At 42.0% G+C, this 21,113-nt stretch carries 18 protein-coding genes and 1 riboswitch; of the genes, 14 read left to right on the top strand and 4 right to left on the bottom strand.

Annotated elements, in window-relative coordinates; all coding sequences use genetic code 11:
- Positions 1 to 71: 71 nt before the first annotated feature.
- Both NMG48_RS01060 and NMG48_RS01065 read left to right on the top strand, forming a co-directional pair.
- A complete protein-coding gene (locus NMG48_RS01060) occupies positions 72 to 602 on the top strand; it encodes a Jag family protein (protein WP_271253623.1) in 531 nt (176 codons plus the stop codon).
- A complete protein-coding gene (locus NMG48_RS01065) occupies positions 602 to 1,099 on the top strand; it encodes a YceD family protein (RefSeq protein ID WP_271253624.1) in 498 nt (165 codons plus the stop codon). Before NMG48_RS01060 ends, NMG48_RS01065 begins: the two co-directional genes overlap by 1 nt.
- A gap of 275 nt (positions 1,100 to 1,374) precedes the next feature.
- Here NMG48_RS01065 and NMG48_RS01070 read toward each other — a convergent pair whose 3' ends face one another.
- Positions 1,375 to 2,907: a tetratricopeptide repeat protein gene (locus tag NMG48_RS01070; RefSeq protein WP_271253625.1), complete on the bottom strand. Its 1,533-nt coding sequence runs from the start codon at positions 2,905 to 2,907 to the stop codon at positions 1,375 to 1,377.
- 216 nt (positions 2,908 to 3,123) lie between these two features.
- Between NMG48_RS01070 and NMG48_RS01075 the strand changes: the two genes are divergently transcribed.
- Positions 3,124 to 3,276 carry a chlorophyll A-B binding protein gene (locus tag NMG48_RS01075; protein WP_126385997.1) on the top strand — a complete coding sequence of 51 codons (153 nt, stop codon included), beginning with the start codon at positions 3,124 to 3,126 and terminating at the stop codon, positions 3,274 to 3,276.
- Positions 3,277 to 3,358: 82 nt separating this feature from the next.
- Here NMG48_RS01075 and rpsF read toward each other — a convergent pair whose 3' ends face one another.
- Positions 3,359 to 3,727 carry a 30S ribosomal protein S6 gene (gene rpsF, locus NMG48_RS01080; RefSeq protein ID WP_271253626.1) on the bottom strand — a complete coding sequence of 123 codons (369 nt, stop codon included), beginning with the start codon at positions 3,725 to 3,727 and terminating at the stop codon, positions 3,359 to 3,361.
- 274 nt (positions 3,728 to 4,001) lie between these two features.
- On the opposite strand from rpsF, the gene NMG48_RS01085 reads away from it, so the two are divergent.
- The 5 genes from NMG48_RS01085 (at position 4,002) to NMG48_RS01105 (ending at position 8,661) form a co-directional block, all read left to right on the top strand.
- Positions 4,002 to 5,198, top strand: coding sequence for a hybrid sensor histidine kinase/response regulator (locus tag NMG48_RS01085; RefSeq protein ID WP_271253627.1), 1,197 nt, complete (start codon positions 4,002 to 4,004; stop codon positions 5,196 to 5,198).
- A gap of 24 nt (positions 5,199 to 5,222) precedes the next feature.
- Complete coding sequence (gene ribD / locus NMG48_RS01090) at positions 5,223 to 6,338, top strand: bifunctional diaminohydroxyphosphoribosylaminopyrimidine deaminase/5-amino-6-(5-phosphoribosylamino)uracil reductase RibD (RefSeq protein WP_271253628.1); 1,116 nt, start codon at positions 5,223 to 5,225, stop codon at positions 6,336 to 6,338.
- 71 nt (positions 6,339 to 6,409) lie between these two features.
- Entirely contained in the window at positions 6,410 to 7,024 is a 615-nt protein-coding gene (locus NMG48_RS01095; RefSeq protein ID WP_271253629.1) for a 7-carboxy-7-deazaguanine synthase QueE, read from the top strand.
- Positions 7,025 to 7,043: 19 nt separating this feature from the next.
- Positions 7,044 to 7,727: a 7-cyano-7-deazaguanine synthase QueC gene (queC, locus tag NMG48_RS01100; protein ID WP_271253630.1), complete on the top strand. Its 684-nt coding sequence runs from the start codon at positions 7,044 to 7,046 to the stop codon at positions 7,725 to 7,727.
- Between the two features lie 169 nt (positions 7,728 to 7,896).
- Positions 7,897 to 8,661, top strand: a complete 765-nt coding sequence (locus tag NMG48_RS01105) for a cobalt-precorrin-6A reductase (RefSeq protein ID WP_271253631.1) — start codon at positions 7,897 to 7,899, stop codon at positions 8,659 to 8,661.
- Between the two features lie 50 nt (positions 8,662 to 8,711).
- Here NMG48_RS01105 and cbiE read toward each other — a convergent pair whose 3' ends face one another.
- A complete protein-coding gene (gene cbiE / locus NMG48_RS01110) occupies positions 8,712 to 9,923 on the bottom strand; it encodes a precorrin-6y C5,15-methyltransferase (decarboxylating) subunit CbiE (protein ID WP_271253632.1) in 1,212 nt (403 codons plus the stop codon).
- Positions 9,924 to 10,042: 119 nt separating this feature from the next.
- A riboswitch (cobalamin riboswitch) is annotated at positions 10,043 to 10,226 on the top strand.
- Between the two features lie 23 nt (positions 10,227 to 10,249).
- On the opposite strand from cbiE, the gene NMG48_RS01115 reads away from it, so the two are divergent.
- The 5 genes from NMG48_RS01115 to cobI all read left to right on the top strand — a co-directional run bounded on the left by NMG48_RS01115 (position 10,250) and on the right by cobI (position 15,029).
- A complete protein-coding gene (locus NMG48_RS01115; protein WP_271253633.1) occupies positions 10,250 to 10,924 on the top strand; it encodes a HupE/UreJ family protein in 675 nt (224 codons plus the stop codon).
- A gap of 135 nt (positions 10,925 to 11,059) precedes the next feature.
- Positions 11,060 to 12,100: a cobalamin biosynthesis protein CobW gene (gene cobW / locus NMG48_RS01120; protein ID WP_271253634.1), complete on the top strand. Its 1,041-nt coding sequence runs from the start codon at positions 11,060 to 11,062 to the stop codon at positions 12,098 to 12,100.
- A gap of 130 nt (positions 12,101 to 12,230) precedes the next feature.
- Positions 12,231 to 13,679, top strand: a complete 1,449-nt coding sequence (gene cobG, locus NMG48_RS01125) for a precorrin-3B synthase (protein ID WP_271253635.1) — start codon at positions 12,231 to 12,233, stop codon at positions 13,677 to 13,679.
- Complete coding sequence (locus tag NMG48_RS01130) at positions 13,672 to 14,301, top strand: precorrin-8X methylmutase (protein WP_271253636.1); 630 nt, start codon at positions 13,672 to 13,674, stop codon at positions 14,299 to 14,301. The genes cobG and NMG48_RS01130 overlap by 8 nt, the downstream gene beginning before the upstream one ends.
- Entirely contained in the window at positions 14,298 to 15,029 is a 732-nt protein-coding gene (gene cobI, locus NMG48_RS01135) for a precorrin-2 C(20)-methyltransferase (RefSeq protein ID WP_271253637.1), read from the top strand. Before NMG48_RS01130 ends, cobI begins: the two co-directional genes overlap by 4 nt.
- A 27-nt stretch (positions 15,030 to 15,056) precedes the next feature.
- Here cobI and NMG48_RS01140 read toward each other — a convergent pair whose 3' ends face one another.
- Positions 15,057 to 20,471, bottom strand: coding sequence for a hypothetical protein (locus NMG48_RS01140; protein ID WP_271253638.1), 5,415 nt, complete (start codon positions 20,469 to 20,471; stop codon positions 15,057 to 15,059).
- Positions 20,472 to 20,677: 206 nt separating this feature from the next.
- Here NMG48_RS01140 and NMG48_RS01145 point away from each other — a divergent pair, with 206 nt between their 5' ends.
- Positions 20,678 to 21,094 carry a hypothetical protein gene (locus NMG48_RS01145; protein ID WP_271253639.1) on the top strand — a complete coding sequence of 139 codons (417 nt, stop codon included), beginning with the start codon at positions 20,678 to 20,680 and terminating at the stop codon, positions 21,092 to 21,094.
- Positions 21,095 to 21,113 lie beyond the last annotated feature (19 nt).

A 21,113-nucleotide genomic window follows, 5' to 3' on the forward strand; every position in this document is an offset into this window, starting at 1 on the left:
TTACTAAATCAGGTAGTGCTTTGTGCTGCCTGATTTAAAAAATATTTATATTGAGTGGGAAACTACCGTTTATGCAAGATGCTTCAGCAAGTGCAAATTGGCTTCAAGAGCTTTTAAGCTTGATGGGGTATTCGGCTTCGGTGAATACTCATCTGCTAGAAGCATCTCCAGAACAAGCTGCTAGTAACTCTAAAAATTATTGGCTGGAAATCAGTACGGATGGTTTACAAGAGCAGCAAATTCAAAAATTGATTGGTCAGGATGGCGTAGTAATTGATTCGCTCCAATATCTTGCTAATACTGTCCTGAACAGTCATCTTCCATCAAATTTAAATCAATCATCCAGTCATCCACAAAACCATAATTTTTATACTGTCGAACTAAATGGCTATCGCTCAAAATATTTAGCTAATTTGAATGACTTAGCTGAAAAAGCTGTACAACAGGTTCGCGAAACCCAAACAGAATTTGCTATTAAGAATCTTTCATCTGCCGATCGCCGTTATATTCATCAGTTTTTAGAAAGTTTTCCTGATATTCAAACCTATAGTCAGGGCAAAGAGCCAAATCGTCACTTAATTGTTAAATTGGTGCAGATCTAATGGAAAAACTATATATCCCTCAAATTGCAAGAGCTGTTGAAGCAACCGAGTCTTTTGAGTTTAAGGAATTTATCGAAGGACTCGAAACCCTCACACCTGTTCAGGGATTTATCTCTGTTTGTCATCTTGGTGCGTTTCTTGAGGTCAATGCCAAAGCTTCGACAATCATGACCTTGACCTGCGATCGCACATTGGTGCAGTTTAACTATCGATTGGCGATCGATACATCAGAGAAGATTTGGTTAGCCGAGCCATTACCCGAAAGTGAATATCCCAAGGAAAGAGAGGTCGAATCAGGAGATTTAGTTGAGTCTTTGTCTCCTAATGGATATTTTGATCCTGCGGCATGGTTATATGAACAGCTAACTTTAGCTATTCCCTATCCTAAGATTGCTCCTGATGCTCCTGCTTTGGAGTTAAGAGATACAAGTGCAAACTTAGAAACTTCCGTAGATAAGCGCTGGGCAGCACTTAGTTCACTCCAGTTATCTGAATAAAAAAGTTTCACAATGCGCGGCTTTTATAACAGTAGCCATTATGTTAATAGGAGAACTGGGGCGCGAAGCGCCCCAGTTCTCCTCTAGATTTTATGTCTTAACTTATTTAACGTGAGTTCGGGTTAAGCTGGCAAATTTTAAAAGCCCAAAAGTAAAAGCCTTGCTACGCAAGGCTTTTACTTTTGGGCTTTGAGAGAGGGTTTGCTACGCAAACCCTCTCTCAAAGCCCATTTCAAATTATCCCGAACTCGCGTTTATTTAGCCATAGCTATAACTTAACTAGCACAAGTAAATAATTTGCCCAACTGTTCTTTTTCTTTGGGATTCTCGATTTCTTGAGCGATTGCTTGGGCTTTATCCCGTTGACCGATCGCCCAGTAGGTACTACTAATATCAGAGAAAGCTCTAGAACGAATATTGGGATCAGGGGCAGTTTTGGCGAGAGCAAAGCTATCTTGCAAAATTGGCTCCACTTTATCAACTAAGCCAAACTCCCCATAGGTACTGGCAATGATGTTGAGAGCTAAAAGTCTTTCAGCAGGTTGAGTCAGTTTTTGGGCGATCGCTAAAGCTTGATCCCAAGTTTTGCTTGCCTGTTCTGTATTTTGAATGGTTTGGTATTGACGACCAATTTCAACGAGTATATTAAAAACATCTATTGAAGGCGCAAATTTACTTAAGTCTTGCAGACTTTGAGCGAATAATTTATTCGCTTCATCAACCTTCTTGTCCTTAGCATTGGCGATCGCGACATTGGCAAGTCCAATACTTTTCTCAATTACTTTTTCGTCAAGGTTGTTGATGACTTCTAGAGCTTTGTCATACTGCTTGGAAGCTAAATATTGACCAGCAACTAAAAATAGCGATCGCGTTTTCAAGATTTCCGCGTTAGCTCGCTCTGTTTGTTCGACAACTTGAGGATCGGGGACATCTTTTTCATCCTTAGCAGAATCATTTTTGAGAGACTTGGTTGCTACTTTGGGAGATGATTTTTTGGTAGTTTTCGCATTTTTGGCAGCGTCCTTAGCTGAGGCGATCGCATTGTCGCGGATTGCATCAAACTCTTGGAAAACATTGGACAATGAAGCAACTGCCTTAGCATGATTGCCTGCCTGAGCGTAGCTTCCTGCTATCTCAACTCTTGCTCTAGTTTTAGTATTGCGATTGTCGATCATAGACAATAGCTCAGTGGCTTCGGAAATCGCTGATTCAGAATTGAAATCATCACCTAGTTCCGTATATATATTGGCGATCGCCGCAAAGGCTCGCGATCGGACATAGGGATCAATAACTTCAGGAGTGGCTTTAATCGTAGCTGCTAGCAAGTTTTTCGCAATTTCCTTTTTGCCAGCTTCACCATAGGCTTGAGCAATTTTGATATTGGCAAACACTCGATCTACAGGATCAGGTAACTCCTTAGAAATTGCTAAAACGCTATCTAAAGTATCTGTTGCTAGTTTTAGTTGTGATGCCTTAGTCAAACGACCTGCTGTATCTAATAACGCAAAGGCTTTTAGAGATGGATTAACGATGTCATTGGCAGCAAGGATGCTCTTCTCTAACACCTTCTTTGCCTGATCGGGACGTTGTAATTCTAAATATTGACCCGCGATTTCAGTATAGGCTGCGACCTTGGCTTCAGGAGAGTTGCCTGCATCAGCTAGGGATATATAGCATTGCAGTGGTATACCCTGAAATTTTGGATCTCCAGTCTTCTTAGGGGCCGCCGCCCATACTGCACTCGTGGTGGTCAAATTGATCAGTACAGCTAAACAGCCCGCTAGAAGCCTAATCCATATTTTTCGCATAATTAATTCTGTCCTTGCGTGGATTATTGATTGTAATGTCTTTTGGATTCTACCCAATTCATTAGCGATCGCACCAAAATCATCATCAAAATTACCGCTTTGACATGGGTTGAGAATTTCTTCCTAAAGGTGGAAAACGTAAAGAAAGATTGCAAATCCTTAATAAATCTGTTACATTTCGCAATGTAGAGCAATTAATTCATAAGGTAAATCGATATGTCTGACGAAAACCGTAATGTATGGAGTTTTGGATTTAATACTGGTGCTGAAAATTGGAATGGACGCTTAGCCATGATCGGCTTTGTATCAGCACTAGCGATCGAATTAATTAGCGGTCAAGGCGTATTGCACTTTTTCGGTATTCTGTAATTAACAAAAAGAGGCCGTGATTTTCACAGCCTCTCTTGCTTTAGGGGTGGCGCTTTGCGTCACCCCTAATTTATTGGATTCTTTATTCAGCAGTAGCTACTTCTTCTACAGGAGCTTCAGCATCGGGAACTACTTCACCACCATCTTCAGCAGCTTCTGGATCAAGCTTAATGGTTAGGTAACGAATCACATCGTCGCCGAGACGAAATGTTCTTTCTAAGGTTTCAATGGTTTTAGGGGTTGCTGAGTAATTAACTTGAATGTAGATACCTTCACGATGTCCCTTAATGTCGTAGGCTAATCTACGTCTACCACGATGTTGAATTGTGATATCTTCTGCTTCTTGTTGTACTAAGAAGTCTTGATATTTGGCGATCGCTGCATCGGCATCCTGATCGGGAAGATCAGGGCGCAGGATATACATAGTTTCGTACAAACGCTTAACAGTCATTTAGTTATTTCCTTACGGTCAAGTAATTTGGCTTCTACTAGCTTAGATATTAGAAGCAAGGATTTATTATTATATCGTGTTAAGGCAACTAAAACATTCTACTCTCAAGCAAAAAGCACATTTTCATCAAAAAAGCTGTTTAGTAATACTTTCAAGGAAAATAGCTCTGTTTAGTAGTAATCTAGAGTGTAGGATAAGCTGTGTTTTAATGTCCTAATTCTAAAGATTTTCACCCTGAGTTTTATATAGTAATCATATAATTAAAATATAAACAGTGCTAGAAGCGGTTTATTCCCATTATAAGCAAGGCGCAGTAAAAAGCATGACGGTGCAGACTAATACGATAGCAAATGTCTTAATTGTGGAAGATGAACTTGTTACCGCAAATGCACTTTCAGACGTTCTATCGGATTTGGGGTACAGAGTTCTCGAAATAGTTGATAGCAGTGACGAAGCGATCGCATCTATCCATCGGCATCAACCCGATATTGTTTTGATGGATATTAAGTTAAGAGGCTCTGATACTGGGATTATTGCGGCTAGCGAAATTCATAAAATTGCACCTATTCCTGTAATTTACTTGACAGCCTTTAGTGATCCAGAAATTTTACAACAAGCAATTTCTACTTCTCCCTACGGGTATCTTACCAAACCCCTCAGATATGCCGAAGTAAATATGGCGATGATGCTTGCTTTAAAGAAGCATCATGAAGAACAAATCCTCCGAGAAGCCTTAGAAAAAGAGAAAGAGCTTCATACTTTAAAAAATCGCCTACTTGCGATGGCATCCCATGAATTCTCTACGCCGATGTCAGTAATTAGGTTGTTGATTTGGAAATTACAAAATTTTGAAGAACAACTAAGTAAGGAAAGTAGAGCAAAAAATCTTGCTTCTATTCAATCAGCAATTAAAGATATCAACTGGCTACTGGAAGAGATTAAACTAATTTCCTGTTCTGAGTCTGGCAAATTCCCATTTCACCCTGAAAATGTTGATGTTAAAGCATATTGCCAGCAATTAGTTGATAGTTTTCAGACAGAAGATAGCAACTGCAAATGCCGTATTAAATTTCAGAGTCATGGAAAATGCCAAAGATTAAAAGTTGACAAGAAATTGTTATGGCATATAGTCATGAACTTAGTTTCTAATGCGATTAAATACTCCTATGAAGGTGGTACTGTTGATGTTGATTTAAACTGTGATGCTCAGCAGTTGATTTTAAGTATTCGCGATCATGGTATTGGCATACCTGATGAGTACTTAAATAGTTTGTTTTTACCCTTTTTAAGAGCTGAGAATGTTGGCAGTGTTAAGGGCTTAGGAATGGGGTTATACATCGCTAAGCAAGCTGTGGATGCACATAATGGCAAAATAGCAGTGGAAAGTGAAGTCAATGTGGGAACCAAGTTTACGGTTATGTTGCCTTCAGCGAATACCCAGTCTAAGCAGACACATCCAATCATTCCATAAGTTAGAACGGATCAAAATTTAGAAATGATAGCAAGAGATCATGAAGTCATCCTAGCTTCCCATGAGTACTGGATGCAGCGATGTATTGATTTAGCGAAACAAGCTAGAGGTCAAACAGCTCCAAATCCAATGGTAGGTAGTGTGATTGTTAAAAATGGAGAAATCTTAGGTGAGGGCTTTCATCCGAAGACAGGTGAACCCCATGCAGAAGTATTTGCCATTCGAGCAGCCCAACAAACGGGAGTCGATTTGAGTGATGCGACTTTGTATGTCAACTTAGAACCTTGCAATCATCATGGTCGTACTCCTCCCTGTTCCGAGGGAATTATTCAAGCAGGAATTGGTAATGTGGTAGTTGGTGCGATCGATGCTGACCCTAGGGTGTCAGGCAGTGGTTGCGATCGCTTAAGATTGGCGGGCATTAATGTGACGACAGGTATTTTAGAACAGCAATGTTTAGACCTTAACGAAGCATTTTTTCACCGTGTAAAGACTAACTTGCCCTTTGGCATTTTTAAATATGCGATGACCCTTGACGGCAAAATTGCGACAACTTCAGGACATAGCTATTGGATTACAGGGAAGGAAGCGCGGCACGTGGTGCATGATTTACGCCTTGGCTGTGACGCAATCATTACAGGTGGGAACACGGTCAGGTTAGATAATCCCCACTTAACGACGCATGGATTGAGTGAGCATTGCCCTTTACGGGTAGTCGTTACCAAGAGTTTTAATCTTCCTGAAGAAGCGAATTTATGGAAGATTACTGATATGGAAAAAACCCTCGTGATTACATTGCCTCATCAAAATCCACAACTCCAACAAAAGCTAAGCGATCACCATGTAGAAATTCTAGAACTAGAAGATATATCACCACCAATAGTCATGAAGGAACTAGCTAAGCGTGGCTGTAATCAGGTTTTGTGGGAATGTGGTGGTAGATTAGGTGCGGCAGCAATTAAAGCCAAAATGGTACAGAAGATATATGCTTTTGTTGCTCCTAAACTAATCGGTGGCTTTACAGCCCCCAGCCCCATCGATGATCTAGAGTTAAATTTGATGACTGATGCAATTAATCTACTACAACCGCAATTTCAGCAAATTGGTACAGACTTTTTAATTACTGGCTATACACGTTAATAAATGTTTTGTAATGAATGCTCTGTAATGAATGCCTGTGGTGCATCATTCTGTAATCCACATAATAATCTATGAATAAAATCAATTATCTAACGCATTTACCAATTGTCGAAACCTTTCATTCTGTTCAAGGAGAAGGTACATGGATGGGGACAAATGCTTTTTTTATCCGCTTAGCAGGTTGTGATGTAGGTTGTCCTTGGTGTGATACTAAGATCTCTTGGAATGTTAAAAAGCACCCTGAGATTGCGATCGCCGATTTGGTTGCAGAAGCTGTAAATGCTGATCCTGCGATCGTGGTCATTACAGGTGGAGAACCATTGATGCATGATTTAACAGAGTTAACACAGCAGTTAAAAGCGAAAGGTTTGCAAGTTCATTTAGAAACATCAGGTTCTCATCCATTCAGTGGCAAATTTGACTGGGTAACTTTTTCACCGAAGCAGTTCAAACATCCCCATGCAAGTATTTATGAACAGGTGAGCGAACTTAAGGTAGTAGTCAAGGATGAATCAGATTTAGACTGGGCAGAAAAGAATGCAGCCAGAATCCCACATAATGTGGTGAAATATTTACAGTCTGAGTGGGAAACTTCCAGTAGTAAAGATCTAGTGTTGCAGTATGTTCTAAGTCATTCAGACTGGCGAGTGAGTATCCAAACTCATAAGTTACTGGGTGTGCGGTAAGGTAATTGAGGAAATTAAAATGACCGAAGCAACAAGTTCTCCAAATCTTAAAAGCACTAAAAAAGCAGTGGTTTTATTGTCAGGCGGTCTTGATTCGTCAACGGCAGCAGCTCAAGCGATCGCTGATGGCTATGAAGTGATTGCCTTATCCTTTCGTTACGGTCAAAGGCATGAACGAGAGTTGTTGGCAGCAAGACAGGTTACAGCAGCGCTAAAGATTACTGAACATTTGGTTGTCGATGTGAATTTGGCACAGTGGGGTGGCTCAGCATTAACCGATGACACGCTTAATGTCCCAACTGAAGGTGTACAAGCAGGAGAGATCCCGATTACCTATGTACCCGGACGCAATACGGTATTTATTGCGATCGCCTTATCTCTAGCTGAGTCAAAAAGTGCTGAGGCAATCTATTTGGGTATTAATGCAGTGGACTATTCAGGTTATCCCGATTGCCGTCCTGAGTATTTGGAAGCATTTCAGAAGCTAGCCGCTCTTTCCTCCAAAGTGGGTGTGGAAGGACATGCCCCAAAATTGATTGCGCCTTTAGTTATGGATTCTAAAACTGATATTGTGCGACGAGCAAAGCGTTTAGGTGTGCCGATTGATCTGACATGGTCATGTTATCAGGGTGGAGAAACTCCCTGTGGTGTCTGTGATTCCTGTCGCATTCGTGATAAAGCAATCCTTGAAGCTAATATATAACAGCGCTTTGCGCTTAAACCCGAATCAAGAAAATTTTTAAAAGCTTTGCTTCGCAAAGCTTTTAAAAATTTTCCTGTAGTTCTTGTGCTCGAAAACTGTTGTAATTTATCTATGATAGGAATTGGCACTTTGTCCCACTTTCCAATTATACAGAACAGTTTTTTGAGGAATGAAACATATTAAAAAAGTCCTGATTTTAGGTGGTACAGGTGATGCGGTTAAATTAGCTGCGAAACTAGTCGATATCCCTACAATAGAAGTCATTAGCTCCCTCGCAGGACGCACCAAAAAGCCATTAGCCCTAGTTGGACAATTTCGCATCGGTGGATTTGGTGGTGCGGAGGGCTTAGCCAATCATTTGCGAGAGAATGCTATTGATTATCTAATTGATGCCACCCACCCCTGTGCTGGACAAATTACGGTGAATGGAGAGATCGCTGCTCAATTAGCTAATATTCCTCATTTAATGCTTGTGCGTCCTCAATGGGAAAGGCAATCTGGCGATTATTGGATTGAAGTGGAAACGGTGGAGTCTGCGGCTAAAGCCATTCCTGAATCGGTAAAGCGTGTATTTATTACGTCAGGAAGACAACAGTTAGAGCCATTTTTACAGCGATCGCAGACCTATCCAGATACTTGGTATTTAATGCGTTCCATCGATCCCCCTGATATCGAACTTCCTAATAGCAAAGTATTACTAGATCGCGGTCCTTTTAGTTTAGAGCAGGAACGAGAATTACTTCGCGAATACCAGATTGAGGCAATTGTTAGTAAGAATAGTGGCGGTGATGCGACCTATGCCAAGATTATTGCCGCAAGGGAATTAGGAATTCCGATCGTGATGGTACAGCGTCCTGCAATACCTGAAGGCGAGAAAGTGACAAGTATTGAAGAAGCGATCGCTTGGTTAAACTCTCAAATAAAACCATTTTAAAAATGTTTTTATTGCCATACATTTTTTGAAAGTTTTGCTTTGCAAAACTTTCAAAAAGGCTTTATTGCTTGCCATTGTGTAACAGGACGCATCGGTTTCCATCCTAGAAAAGATCCGATCACTTCGGCACGACTGATCGAGATTTGCGTAAGCGTGCCGCCATATTTTTGTTGCCATTGAAATAGTTTTTGCTCTCCCTCAAGCGTGACAACGTTAGCAACTAAACGTCCCTGCGATCGCAAATTTGCCCAACAAGTCTCAAATAAATCTGGAACAGTCGCACCACCACCGATAAAAATCGCGTCAGGGGTGGGTAAACCCTGCAAAACTTCGGGAGCTTTGCCCTCGATAATTTTGAGGTTAGGAGTACCGAGAGCGATCGCATTTTCAGCGATGAAATGGGTGCGGGACTTTTCGATGGCGATCGCTTGACAACGGGGATGACTTCGCATCCATTCAATGCCAATGGAACCGCAACCAGCCCCAACATCCCAAAGTAATTCGCCAGCATTGGGGGCAAGGGTAGATAGGGTAATTGCTCTGACCTCGCGCTTAGTTAACTGTCCATCATGACAAAAAGCATCATCGGGCAGCCCTACCATCCGCGATAGAATTTTCGTTTCAGGATTAGGAATACATTCCACGGCGATCGCATTGAGATCAGCAAATTCGGGAAAGCTCTGAAATTGATTAGTTACAGTAGAAATAATCTGTTCTTTAGTTCCGTTGAGATGTTCTAAGACCGTAATTTTGCTATTGCTAAAATTGCGATTGCAGAGCATATTTGCCACAATTTGCGGTGTTTCTTTTCCCGAACTCAGGATTAGCAGTTTAGCATTTGGATAGATATAGGACTGTAAAAGTGAAGCAGGACGACCGCATAGGCTCAGGGTTTCCACTTCGTTCAATGACCATCCTAATCGCGCACAAATCAAACTAAAAGTAGAAGGTGAGGGAATAATCGCTATTTCCTCAATGGGAATTCTCTTTAATAAAGTTGTGCCAATGCCAAACCAAAGGGGATCGCCACTAGCTAAGACACATACTGATTTACCACGTAAATTAATGATTTGCTGAATAGTTGCCTCAATGGGCGATGCCCAAACAATTTGAGATCGCTGATCTTCTGGCAACATCGCTAAATGGCGATCGCCACCTACTAATATTTCAGCATGATCGATTAGCGATCGGGCGGATGAGCTTATTCCCCCTAAACCATCCTCACCGATACCAATAATCTTTAGCCATTTTTCACTGGTCATCGACACAATTTATAAATCTATTAAGTATTTTTTCGCAAGGCAGTCAAATTATTGTAAAGTCAAAGACTGTTCTAGTTTTAACGGGGAACAGCCGTTAACAGATGTAATTGTTTCTATGACTTGATTCTAAGCTTCTTAGCCCAAAATTCTTTTCAAAGATACAAAATTGCAAATGGGGAAAGTTTGGTGAAAGTCCAACGCTGTACCGCAACTGTAAAGGATACCTCAGTAATATCGTTTTCCTTCGGAAAACGATATTACTATTCCCAAAGTCAGGATGCCCGCTAGAGCTAGTTTAATTTGTCCATATCTGCGAGTTACAGAGTATGAATTTATCTAAGATTTTCGCTTCAGTTCAATCTAAAGCTCTAGCGATCGCCATTGGTTTTAGCCTTTTAGTAGTGGCTAGTCCCGCATCAGCACATCACGCAATGGGTGGCGGGATGCCCAGCAACTTTTTTGAAGGGTTTATGTCGGGCTTGGCTCACCCAGTGATTGGTGTCGATCACCTTGCCTTTATTGTTGCGGTTGGTTTGTTTGCCGCGCTTAAGCCCCAAGGTATTTTTATTCCCTTATCTTTTGTTTTGTCGGCAATGCTCGGCACGGGAATCCACCTGTTAGGTGTATCTCTGCCAGTAGTTGAACTCATTGTTTCCGCATCAATTTTGCTATTTGGGATTTTGATGGCAATGAAGAATAGTCCTAACCTATTAGTTATGGTGGCTCTGTCGGCAGTAGCAGGCTTGTTTCATGGCTATGCCTACGGTGAAGCAATTTTTGGCGCACAAACTACCGCTTTAGTGGCTTATTTAGTTGGCTTTACCACGATTCAATTAGTGATTTCGAGCGCAGCCTTCTTTGTCGGTCAGAAAGTCCTTAAAGGTGATTTTTCTCAAGTATCGCCTAGCCTCAAATCAGCAGGTTTAGTAATTTGCGGAATTGGTGCTGCATTTTTTGCATCAAGTCTTTCTTCTTTGATTCTCCCAGTGCCTAAGGGTTAAATCATTTTTCAAGGTAGGGGCAGTTCATGGCTTGCCCCTATTTTTGAAATTTCTATTAATAACTGATGGCTTCGGCTTCGCTTAGCCATCAGACTTATTAACAACAAGGGATTTTAAAGTTTTTTAGAGAGAATTATGGCAGCGAAAATACCTGTAACTGTGATTACTGGTTTTTTGGGTAGTGGTAAAACTACCCTCATTCGAGAACAGTTACAAAATAACCAAGGTCGGCGGATTGCCGTACTGGTGAATGAATTTGGCGAGATCGGCATTGATGGCGACTTGCTGCGTTCTTGTCGGGTGTGTGATGAAGATGGCACAGAAGTTACGCCCAATATTGTGGAATTGACCAATGGTTGTCTTTGCTGCACGGTGCAAGAGGAATTCTTGCCAACGATGCAGGAACTTCTAAAAAGACGCGATCGCATTGATTGCATTCTCATCGAAACCTCTGGCTTAGCCTTACCCAAACCCTTAATCCAAGCCTTCCGTTGGCAAGAGATTCGCAATGGCGCGACGGTTGACGGTGTGATTGCGGTAGTTGATTGCGAGGCTGTCGCTAGTGGCAAATTGGTAGGCGATCTGGATGCGATCAATGCTCAGCGTCAAGAAGATCCCAATCTCGATCATGAAACTCCGATTGAAGAATTGTTTGAAGATCAGTTAGCCTGTGCGGATTTGGTCTTATTGACGAAAACGGATTTGGTGGATGTTGAAGCTCAGAACAAAGTTCATGCTTGGCTTAAGCAGGAATTGCGGGATGGCGTTAAGGTCATTGCTTGCGATGAAGGCAAAATTAGTTCTGAAATTCTCTTAGGCTTCAATGCGGCGGTTGAGGATAATCTTGATACTCGTCCTAGCCATCATGATTCTGAAGAAGAACATGAGCATGATGATGATATTAATTCGATTAATATCGTTACCGATCGCGCCTTTGAGCCGACACAGTTACTCACATCGCTAAAACAAGCGATCGCCGATCAAGAGATCTATCGGATTAAGGGCTTTGTGAATGTCCCGAATAAGCCGATGCGAATGGTGTTACAAGGCGTAGGCGATCGCCTCGAAACATCTTACGATCGCCTATGGGCTAGTGATGAATCTCGCCAAACCCGTTTGGTATTTATCGGTCAAGGTCTAGAGCGATCGCAAATTGAAGCGGCGCTAAGTTTATAAGACCCTCACCCCCCTGCCCCCTCTCCCATTAAGGGAGAGGGGGAGAAAGAGCTTTTCTTGTTCCCCTCTCCCTTAATGGGAGAGGGGCTAGGGGTGAGGGCGCAATCTATATTTTTTGGAATTTTCTCAATTGCAATCTACAACAGCTATTTGTCCCAGTCTCTTTAATGCCACCACTGCTCAAGATGGCATTCTTTCGCGTATCCGTTTACCTGCGGGATTAATTACTTCTACACAATGCGAAGTTCTCACAGAGGTCGTCAATCAATTTGGTAATGGCGAAATCCAAATTACCAATCGCGCAAATCTGCAAATCCGCACCAGTCAAGCTTTGCCTGAAGAAGTGCTACTAGATTTCCAAGACTATGGACTTGCCTCTAGTACCGAAAGTACCGACGGTTTGCGGAATATGATGGCTAGTCCCAGCGCTGGGATTGATGTCCATGCCAAAATAAATACAATTCCATTGGTTAAAGCATGGAATTTCTATCTACTACAGCATCCTGAATTAGCGATTCTTTCTAATAAGTTCAGTATTTGCTTTGATGGCGGTGAGGCGATTAGGGTTAGTGATCGCCCCAATGATATTTGTTTGGTAGCTATTGAAACTAAAAGCGAGATTTATTTTGATTTGCATTTAGGCTTAGGCGATCGCGGCGATTCGCCAGCACCAGTCGGTGTTGTGATTCACCATAATCAAGTCTTGGAAGTTCTTGCAGCTCTAACAGAAGTTTATCGGCAATATACAGAGCAAAAGCTAGAGCAGAAGATATATTCGCGATCGCGTCCGCCTAGATTGAGGGAATTACTGCATGATTGGGGCGTGGAAAAATATCTTGATTTAGTTGAACAGCAATTAAGTTATTCATTAAGACCCTCACCCCTAGCCCCTCTCCCATTAGGGGAGAGGGGAACAAGAGCGTATGAACATTTAGGGATTCATGCACAAAAGCAATCGGGACTTTTTTATATTGGTGTGGTTGTGACCTTAGGAAGATTAACTTCGCCGCAACTCGCAGGATTAGCAAGCCTTGCTAAACAATATGGTGGTGGGGCTTTGCGGTTAACGCCTTGGCAAAACTTGCTGATTACGGATATTGCGGAAGCTGATCTTGAGCAGGTAACGCAAGAGATTTTGAACTTAGGATTGTATATTTCGGCTCATCATCCCTATGCGGCGATCGCTGCTTGTTCTGGCTATAAAGGCTGTAAGTCAGCCTTTACGGATACTCAATCTGATGCCAAGGCGATCGCCTCGCACTTAGAAAAATGTATTCAACTGGATGATCCCATTAATTTGCATGTTTCAGGTTGTGATAAATCTTGCGCTCAGCATCATGCAAGCGATATTGCGATCATCGGACAAGCCTCTGAAACTTACAAAGTTTATGTTGGTGATGGCGAGATTAATTTCGGCAGGGAACTCTATGCCGAATATGCGGCTCATGAGCTACCGCATTTAATGGAACGATTGATCAATATCTATCAAAACCAACGCCAAAATCCTGAACAGAGTTTTCGAGAATTTGTCAATCAATGTAATTTGCAAGAATTAAGGGAAGTGATCAGCCATGCTTGATTACATTCGTGATGGCAATGAAATCTATCGCAAATCCTTTGCGACGATTCGTGCTGAGGCAAATTTAGCTATCTTGCCAGAAGATTTAGAAGTGGTAGCGGTGCGGCTTATTCATTCCTGTGGGATGACCGATATTGTTAATGATCTTGCCTATTCTGAAGATGTGGTTAAAATCGGTAGAGAAGCGCTCAAAAATGGTGCAAATATTCTCTGTGACGCACAAATGGTGGCGAATGGAGTTACTCGTAAGCGCTTACCAGCAAATAATGCCGTAATTTGCACTCTCAATGAACCTGAAGTTCCCGACCTAGCTAAACAAATCGGTAATACGAGATCGGCGGCGGCGATGGAACTGTGGCGATCGCATATTGAGGGATCGATTGTGGCGATCGGTAATGCGCCTACAGCGTTATTTCGACTCTTAGAATTGCTTGATGACGGTTTTCCGAAGCCAGCCGTTATACTAGGATTCCCCGTTGGTTTTGTCGGTGCGATCGAGTCAAAAGCAGCTTTAGCGGAAAATAGTCGTGGTGTCCCCTTTTTGACCATTCACGGTCGGCGTGGGGGAAGTGCGATGTGCGCCGCCGCCTTGAATGCCTTAGCGATGGAGAATGAGCTATGAACCCCGTTGAACCAATTGAGAATGAAGTCAAAAAAGGAAATTTATATGGACTAGGCATTGGGCCTGGCGATCCAGAGCTATTGACCATTAAGGCGCATCGCATCTTAACCTCAGTTCCCGTAATCGCCTATCCGACGATGGAAAGCGGCAAGGTTTTTGCGAGGGCGATCGTTGCTGACTTTATCCGTCCTGACCAGATCGAAGTACCGATGCCGCTTCCCTTTAGCGTAGAAAGATCTTCACAGCCCTATTACGATATTGGCGCAGAAAAAATTGCCGAACATTTAGAAGCAGGGCGCGATGTTGCCGTGCTTTGTGAGGGCGATCCTATGCTGTACGGTTCCTTCATGTATATTTTCAAACGACTATCCGATCGCTTTCATACTGAGGTCATCCCTGGAATATCTTCCACCTTTGCCAGTGCCGCCATGCTCGGTGCGCCGCTCACTTTTCGCAATGACGTATTGAGCATTATGCCTGCAACTTTGGAAGCGGAGATTTTACGCGATCGCCTAGCGGTTGCTGATGCTGCTGTAATTATTAAACTTGGTAGGCATTTCGCCAAAATCAAAACGATTTTGCAAGAATTAAATCTGTTTGAACGCGCCTTATATATCGAACGGGCAACTTTGCCCAATCAAGTAATTAGACCGATCGCTGAAGTTGATCCCGATAACGTTCCCTATTGGGCGATCGTCATGATTCCCAGTCAAACTAATCCTCAATAAAAAAGTGGTCGCTAAGCGACCACTTTTTTAGACTTTGACTTCAGGAAATACTAGTGGCTCATTGAGGGTTTGACTCATGTTGCCAATAATCGCTTGCAAATAGACCCTTAATTGCTGGAATTTAGTCACATTTGGCTGATAGGTTCCATCGGTCTCTAGCTCAAACAACCGACCTGCGAATAGCTCACTGCTAAGAGTTGGATCTTCTAAGACGGCTCCATGTTCAGGCTCTTGCCAAGGGAAAATTCCTTCTGGCAAATCACCTTGCAAAATGCTGAGAATGCGATCGCGGCAAGCCTTAATATTGACACCCCGCATTTGTAACTGCTTCAGCAATTGGTTAGGATTGACAGATTGGGTGAGGTTGAGGCGGCAAATCTCTTGCAATAGGAAATAATCGGAATATTGCTGACGCGCCACATCATGTAAATTTGCATATAGGGGAGCAACTGCTAAACCATTGGCGACAACCGATGCACCTAAGGGATCAATCTTGGCATTAGGTAGTTTTTGGGCTAACCAACGGGACAGCAATGGGATATGCATGGTATTACCAAGGAGCAACACTTGACGCACATCTTCTCCTAAAATGCCCGCATTGCTAATAATGGCATTCAGTTCGCGATTAATGCGTTGGATAAATGGTTGCAAAATCAAGTTTTCCACTTCACGGCGTAACACCACAATCGGCTGCCCCAGCAAATCCTCATTCCAACTATCAACACTAATGTCTTGACCAAAGGTGACCTTAAGGCGATCGGCTAATTCCAACATCTGTTGACCAACATTAGAACCTAGTAAGTACTGTTGTAGGGGAATCCGTTGCTGTGGTGACTCTGTACCGACTTCTGGCAAAGTGAGATGATCAAATTTGCAAAGATGACGATTGGGGTTAGTAATTAATTGCCAATGGGGATAGAACAACTGCACGATAATATCTTGGCTCAAGCTATTACCTGCATAGTCCAGACTGCGGATATGTAATTTTGAGCGATCGCTCGTTTTTCGATCCAGACTGCCTTTGATTAAACATAGACTAGTTGTTACTGCCCCTGCATCTATGAGGAGTGTAATTTCTTGGGAAGTTTTCTGCTCATGGATCAAAGCCAACACTGGTGCGATCGCTTGATCAACTGCCATTACCTGTTCTGGTTGTACAACTAGTCCTGATTTGAGAATTGCTTCGCGTATATTCAATACATAGGTATCTGACCAGCTTGCTGGATAGCCAAATACCACACCACTGAGCTTTAATAAAATCAAGCCTAGATCAGGAAGTTTCGGATGATTGGCACGGGTTTGAATTTGTTCAATCAGATTTTTAAGTGCGGCGATCAACCAGCGCAAATTTGCCTGATGACTATCCGACCATTGAATAATCGGCTGCCAAGTACTAACTCCACGATAGGGCAATCCCAGTTTCAAGAACTGCTTAAAGTGGGTAATTGCTACCTCTCCATTTTCTAAATCCGATATCTGGGATTTCTTAATAAGTACTCGAATATCCTTAGTCATCGGATCATCCAGACTGTGATCTTCAGTCCAGACTAGCCGACAGGGAAGCTCATCAACATCATCTAAATACAGAGAATAAACCTTACCTGTATTAGCATTCAGTAAACTAGTACGCAGCGCGGTACTACCAAAATCGATACCAAGAACCCAAGTATCATCTAGGCTATATACTTCCTTTTCAGGTGGAGGGGGTATGAGTGCGGCACTGCGAGATTCTACGACTAATGAATCAATATCTAAAACATTATCAAGGCTGTCCGTAATCGGTGCGACTGATGATAAACCAAGCTGTTCTCGGTGATCATCTAATAATGGTTCGCTGAAATTGAAAGCATTTAAATCATTTAATAGATTGTCCCAATCATTATCCAAAACCTCATTTTGGGAATCAGCAAACTCATTTAGTAATAGATCGGCTGAGTCATCCTCAGAGCTAATGTCTAGATCAACTAAATCAGCGATCGCTTGATTTGAGGATTTAGTTGATGACCAAGAAGTCAAAGGATCTAATTTTTCACTAGCATCTGCAAACATGTTGAGTTTATTGCTCTCTAGCGAAGCAAAGAACTCATCGGCTGAAAGTTCACCAACTTCAGGTTTATACTCGGAATTCCTGACGGGTTGAGTTAATTTTGCTTCCAGTTCCTCTAGTGCAAAGCTCCATTCATCTTCTTGGGTAATGTTTGCATTCGGATTTTCAAGAACTGTCGGTAAGTCCTCGATCATGACAAAGTTCGTATCTTCTTCAACAGAACTAGCTAGGTCTGACACTTCTGTTCGAGCTAAACCTTGCAAAATCGTATCCAGTTCTTCTACATCTTGCATAGATTCAGGAAAAGTAAGCGCTTCCTGCATGGTTACTGCCCCAACATCTAGCCCTGCATAATCATCCTGTTTCCATTCCTGCAATACTGTATCGAGTTCATTAACTTCTTTGAGTTGAGGATCATTGTTTTTGACAACGGGTAATTGTGGGGTGGTAGCGGTGATATCTGGGCTAGCCAATTTATTGATAAAGACATGTTCAATTTCAGTGTCAGGATCGAAGCCAAATAAAAGCGTATCCAGTTCACTCTCATTCATTTCTGCTTCGGCTTTGATTCTCTCCATAGATGCTTGCGAATCAGCATCAACACTACCAAGATGATCAAAATCGATATTGGATGCAGACTTGTTATTTTTCCCAGTTCCCTCAAATAATTCATCAAGCTCGTCATTAGTTTCAAAGGGAGGGGATGGGGCAGCATACCTCGCAGTTGTTTCGGCGATAACATCCGCAAAAATAGCCTCCATGTCATCATCGATAGAAGAAGATTGTGAAACTTGCAGTGGAGTTTTGCCTGCTATCTCAAATAGAGCGTCAGGGTTGTCAAAGATCTCAGGGATTTCGCTGGATTCTGTACTAAAAGGTGATGATTGTGAGTCTGTATCAGTTACTGTCTGCTCATTGGAGAGATTAATTTGCAGTTTATCCTGATTATTTTCTAATGACTCAGTGGTTTGTGGCTGAACTTCTGTAGGTGGCTTAGCTGAAACCTCGATAATTGTAGGATAAGCTTGTGACTCTTCAGTTTCCCAGTTGATTAATGCATAGGGAGTGTTGCGAATAAACTGATCTAGACTGGTTGTAATTTCTGGATCAACAATTAAACCCTCGTCAAGGTGTTCTAGATCTGAATTTAGCGCATTAACTAATGCAGCTTCCCATTCTGGAGACTCGATACTACCAGTATTTTTGTTAGTGAGTAATATTAGTGATTCATCTGAGTCAGAGGCTTGATCACTAAGAGAATGATTAGAAGGTAGCTGTTCAATCTCGTTGTCTATTTGCTCACCTTGATTCTCACTAACAGCAATTTCAGTTGAAGATTCCAGATCTACAGACGCAGCCAAATTAGTATTAATAATTTCTAGATCTGAGATCGAATTGGTTACTATAGATGCCTGTTGTGGTTGCTTAGGTATTCTTGCCATATCAAGCGCGTCATTACCTAGCCATGATAATAAATCTTGATCAGGTGATATTTCAGCGATATTTGTGGTAGGAACGGGACGATTACTACTTTCCTCTAACCATTGTAGAAGTTCTGGTTCATTAACTGTTTGTCCAGATTCAATGGCTAATTCTGGAGATAAACTGAAGGGCTGTAAATCCAGTTCATTAGTTTCTTCAATGCTCGTAATATCCTCATTAAAACTATCAAATATTTGCGTTTCTGCTTCTATATCAAAGTCAGGACTAATTTGAGGAGCATTGATATTACTTTGAGGATCTTCGCTAAAACTGGGATCTAGATATAAACTTTCTGCATCATCAAGGAAGCCAGCGAATGGCTCATCGTTCTTGCTAGTTTCAACTGGAGACTCGAATAGAGTGTCAGAGGAAGCGCCTAGAATAATTTCAATCTCGGTAATCTCCGAGTCATCTTCGTCAGAATCATCGGTATTACTCGGCTCTACGAAGTTAACTAGTTGATCACTAGATTCGTTCTCATTATTACTATCTGTAACCACAGATTCTAAATTTAGCTCTGAGTTGAGATGGAGATCGGTTAACTCTGCATTCATCTCCTGTTCAAGCATCTCAGCTTGAGGCACATCTATTAATGGAGATACTTCAATAATTTGCTCAACAACTGGTTCAGTAATTGTTTCGCCGAACTCATTACCAGCTAGTAGGGCATTAATGAGATTTTCGTCAGCAGGTTCTGTAACAGTTTCAAGATATTGGGCGGGAATATCGTCTGGTAATTCGGGTAATATGTTGCTGGACTCAGATATCGAGTTTTCGACTTGATTTTCGCTCTGTTGACTAATTCGATCAACTAGAGCATTAATTAAAGCTTCCCCTTTCTGTTCTAGGGTTTCTATATGACCAAGCTTGGCTTCGATGGAACTTTGATATTCTTGGATATCCTGTTCTAGAGCTCGAAACGTAGAGTTAAACATTTCATCTAAGTGCAGTAAAAAGCGATCGGTTTGCTCCTGTACTTTGTTTACAAATTCCTGTTCACGATTTGATTCAGTTTCTAAATTGGCATTAACTGATGGCAGATTTACTAAATTATCTTGTAATGTAACTTGAATTGTGTCTTGAATTGTTTGGGCAACAGTTTGATTAACTGTTCCTGTCACTGTTTGTTGTACGGTGTCGCTAATCTGATCGCGAATCTGATCCTGTAGATAAGTATTTACCGATCGCAAAGATCGATCTAACGACTCTTGCTGTGAGGATTGAAATTCTTGAAACTGCTGCATCCAAGATGCGCGATCCGATTCTAGCTGCGAAATTTCCGCACTTAACTTTTGCTTTTGCTGATTTAACGTTATTAATTCCTGACTTATTTGCGATCGCTGTTGGGATTCGACAATTTTATTTATGCTCGCGGAGATTTCTCCCACCATCAAGGCTCTTTCTACGGCGAGAGTTTGACTAACGACTTGCTGTACTGATAGCTGAACTGACTCTTTGACTACCTGTTGCAATGTTTGTTGAATTGCTTGCTGGAGCGCGGCAATCATGCGATCGTTGACAAATGAATTGGATTCAGGCGTGCCATTCGTCATTGTGCTAGTCTCCTGTATTAAGTCAGATTCAGCACCAAATAAGTTGCTAACTACTGGGCTGACTAATAGGGTTGGCAATGTCTCTAGTTTATCTGTTCTGGGGGCTTGGGTGTTTGCGGTTAAATGCTCAATATCTTTGCCATGAGGACTTTGCAAACGGATGACTAAAGCTTGGTACTGTTTGTCTAAGTTTCCTATTTGAGAGTCATCGGTTAAGCTTTCGAGATGCGATCGCAATTGTTTTAACTGCTCTCTTTGGTGAATTGTATCTGGGGATGCCTTCCTAGATACCGATCCTACGGGACGGCTCAGCAATACGTTAATTTCATCAATCAAACTATTAATCAGAACTTTTGACATAACGCCCCCTAGATGACCTCCATGACGACACAAAAAATAATGGGTAAATATTAAGGAAATAATTGACCGTTAAATTGGCTCTTGAATGAGCTACACTTTAAAGCCAAATTTGTTAGCAGACAATAGCACACATCTTTCCCAGTTTTTTGCTAATATCTTGGCGATTTTTGTATAATTTTTTTTGTGAGTTTCTGGCGAAGATAACTATGAAAAACAACTCGCATGTTTCTCCGATTTTTCCCCTTGCAGGGCGGTTGCGTAGATTTACTAACTACTTAATGCTTTCGGCGATCGCGTCTTTATCAACTATGGCGATCGCCAGTAGTGCTGTTGCGGAACGTCGTGAGGTCGATATTCGGATGCTGGTCAATCAAGATGAGGGTTTTGCGGTGATGACTCGTAAAGCTGAAATACTAGCGCGATCGGCTGCCCAACGCACCTTTGATCGCGAAGTCCTTGTCTCGGACGTATCGGTCAAAATCACTGCCCAAAACCCATATCAAGATCAAGCGGCAATTATCTTGCAATTGATTGTTTCGCGTAGTGAATGGGCAAGCCGTCCCGATCCTAAAGTATGGGCAACTTATTTCCCGATGGCAAAAAAATTAATTGGTATTAAATAAAAACAGGGGTGGTGCTTTG

Origin of the sequence: Pseudanabaena sp. Chao 1811 (assembly GCF_027942295.1) — a bacterium.
Classification (GTDB): domain Bacteria; phylum Cyanobacteriota; class Cyanobacteriia; order Pseudanabaenales; family Pseudanabaenaceae; genus Pseudanabaena.

Excerpts from the sequence above, each read along its gene's own strand:
- NMG48_RS01060 (WP_271253623.1), top strand. The coding sequence starts at position 72 with ATGCAAGATGCTTCAGCAAGTGCAAATTGGCTTCAAGAGCTTTTAAGC.
- NMG48_RS01065 (WP_271253624.1), top strand. The coding sequence starts at position 602 with ATGGAAAAACTATATATCCCTCAAATTGCAAGAGCTGTTGAAGCAACC.
- NMG48_RS01070 (WP_271253625.1), bottom strand. The coding sequence starts at position 2,907 with ATGCGAAAAATATGGATTAGGCTTCTAGCGGGCTGTTTAGCTGTACTG.
- NMG48_RS01075 (WP_126385997.1), top strand. The coding sequence starts at position 3,124 with ATGTCTGACGAAAACCGTAATGTATGGAGTTTTGGATTTAATACTGGT.
- rpsF (WP_271253626.1), bottom strand. The coding sequence starts at position 3,727 with ATGACTGTTAAGCGTTTGTACGAAACTATGTATATCCTGCGCCCTGAT.
- ribD (WP_271253628.1), top strand. The coding sequence starts at position 5,223 with ATGATAGCAAGAGATCATGAAGTCATCCTAGCTTCCCATGAGTACTGG.
- NMG48_RS01095 (WP_271253629.1), top strand. The coding sequence starts at position 6,410 with ATGAATAAAATCAATTATCTAACGCATTTACCAATTGTCGAAACCTTT.
- queC (WP_271253630.1), top strand. The coding sequence starts at position 7,044 with ATGACCGAAGCAACAAGTTCTCCAAATCTTAAAAGCACTAAAAAAGCA.
- NMG48_RS01105 (WP_271253631.1), top strand. The coding sequence starts at position 7,897 with ATGAAACATATTAAAAAAGTCCTGATTTTAGGTGGTACAGGTGATGCG.
- cbiE (WP_271253632.1), bottom strand. The coding sequence starts at position 9,923 with ATGACCAGTGAAAAATGGCTAAAGATTATTGGTATCGGTGAGGATGGT.
- NMG48_RS01115 (WP_271253633.1), top strand. The coding sequence starts at position 10,250 with ATGAATTTATCTAAGATTTTCGCTTCAGTTCAATCTAAAGCTCTAGCG.
- cobW (WP_271253634.1), top strand. The coding sequence starts at position 11,060 with ATGGCAGCGAAAATACCTGTAACTGTGATTACTGGTTTTTTGGGTAGT.
- NMG48_RS01130 (WP_271253636.1), top strand. The coding sequence starts at position 13,672 with ATGCTTGATTACATTCGTGATGGCAATGAAATCTATCGCAAATCCTTT.
- cobI (WP_271253637.1), top strand. The coding sequence starts at position 14,298 with ATGAACCCCGTTGAACCAATTGAGAATGAAGTCAAAAAAGGAAATTTA.
- NMG48_RS01140 (WP_271253638.1), bottom strand. The coding sequence starts at position 20,471 with ATGTCAAAAGTTCTGATTAATAGTTTGATTGATGAAATTAACGTATTG.
- NMG48_RS01145 (WP_271253639.1), top strand. The coding sequence starts at position 20,678 with ATGAAAAACAACTCGCATGTTTCTCCGATTTTTCCCCTTGCAGGGCGG.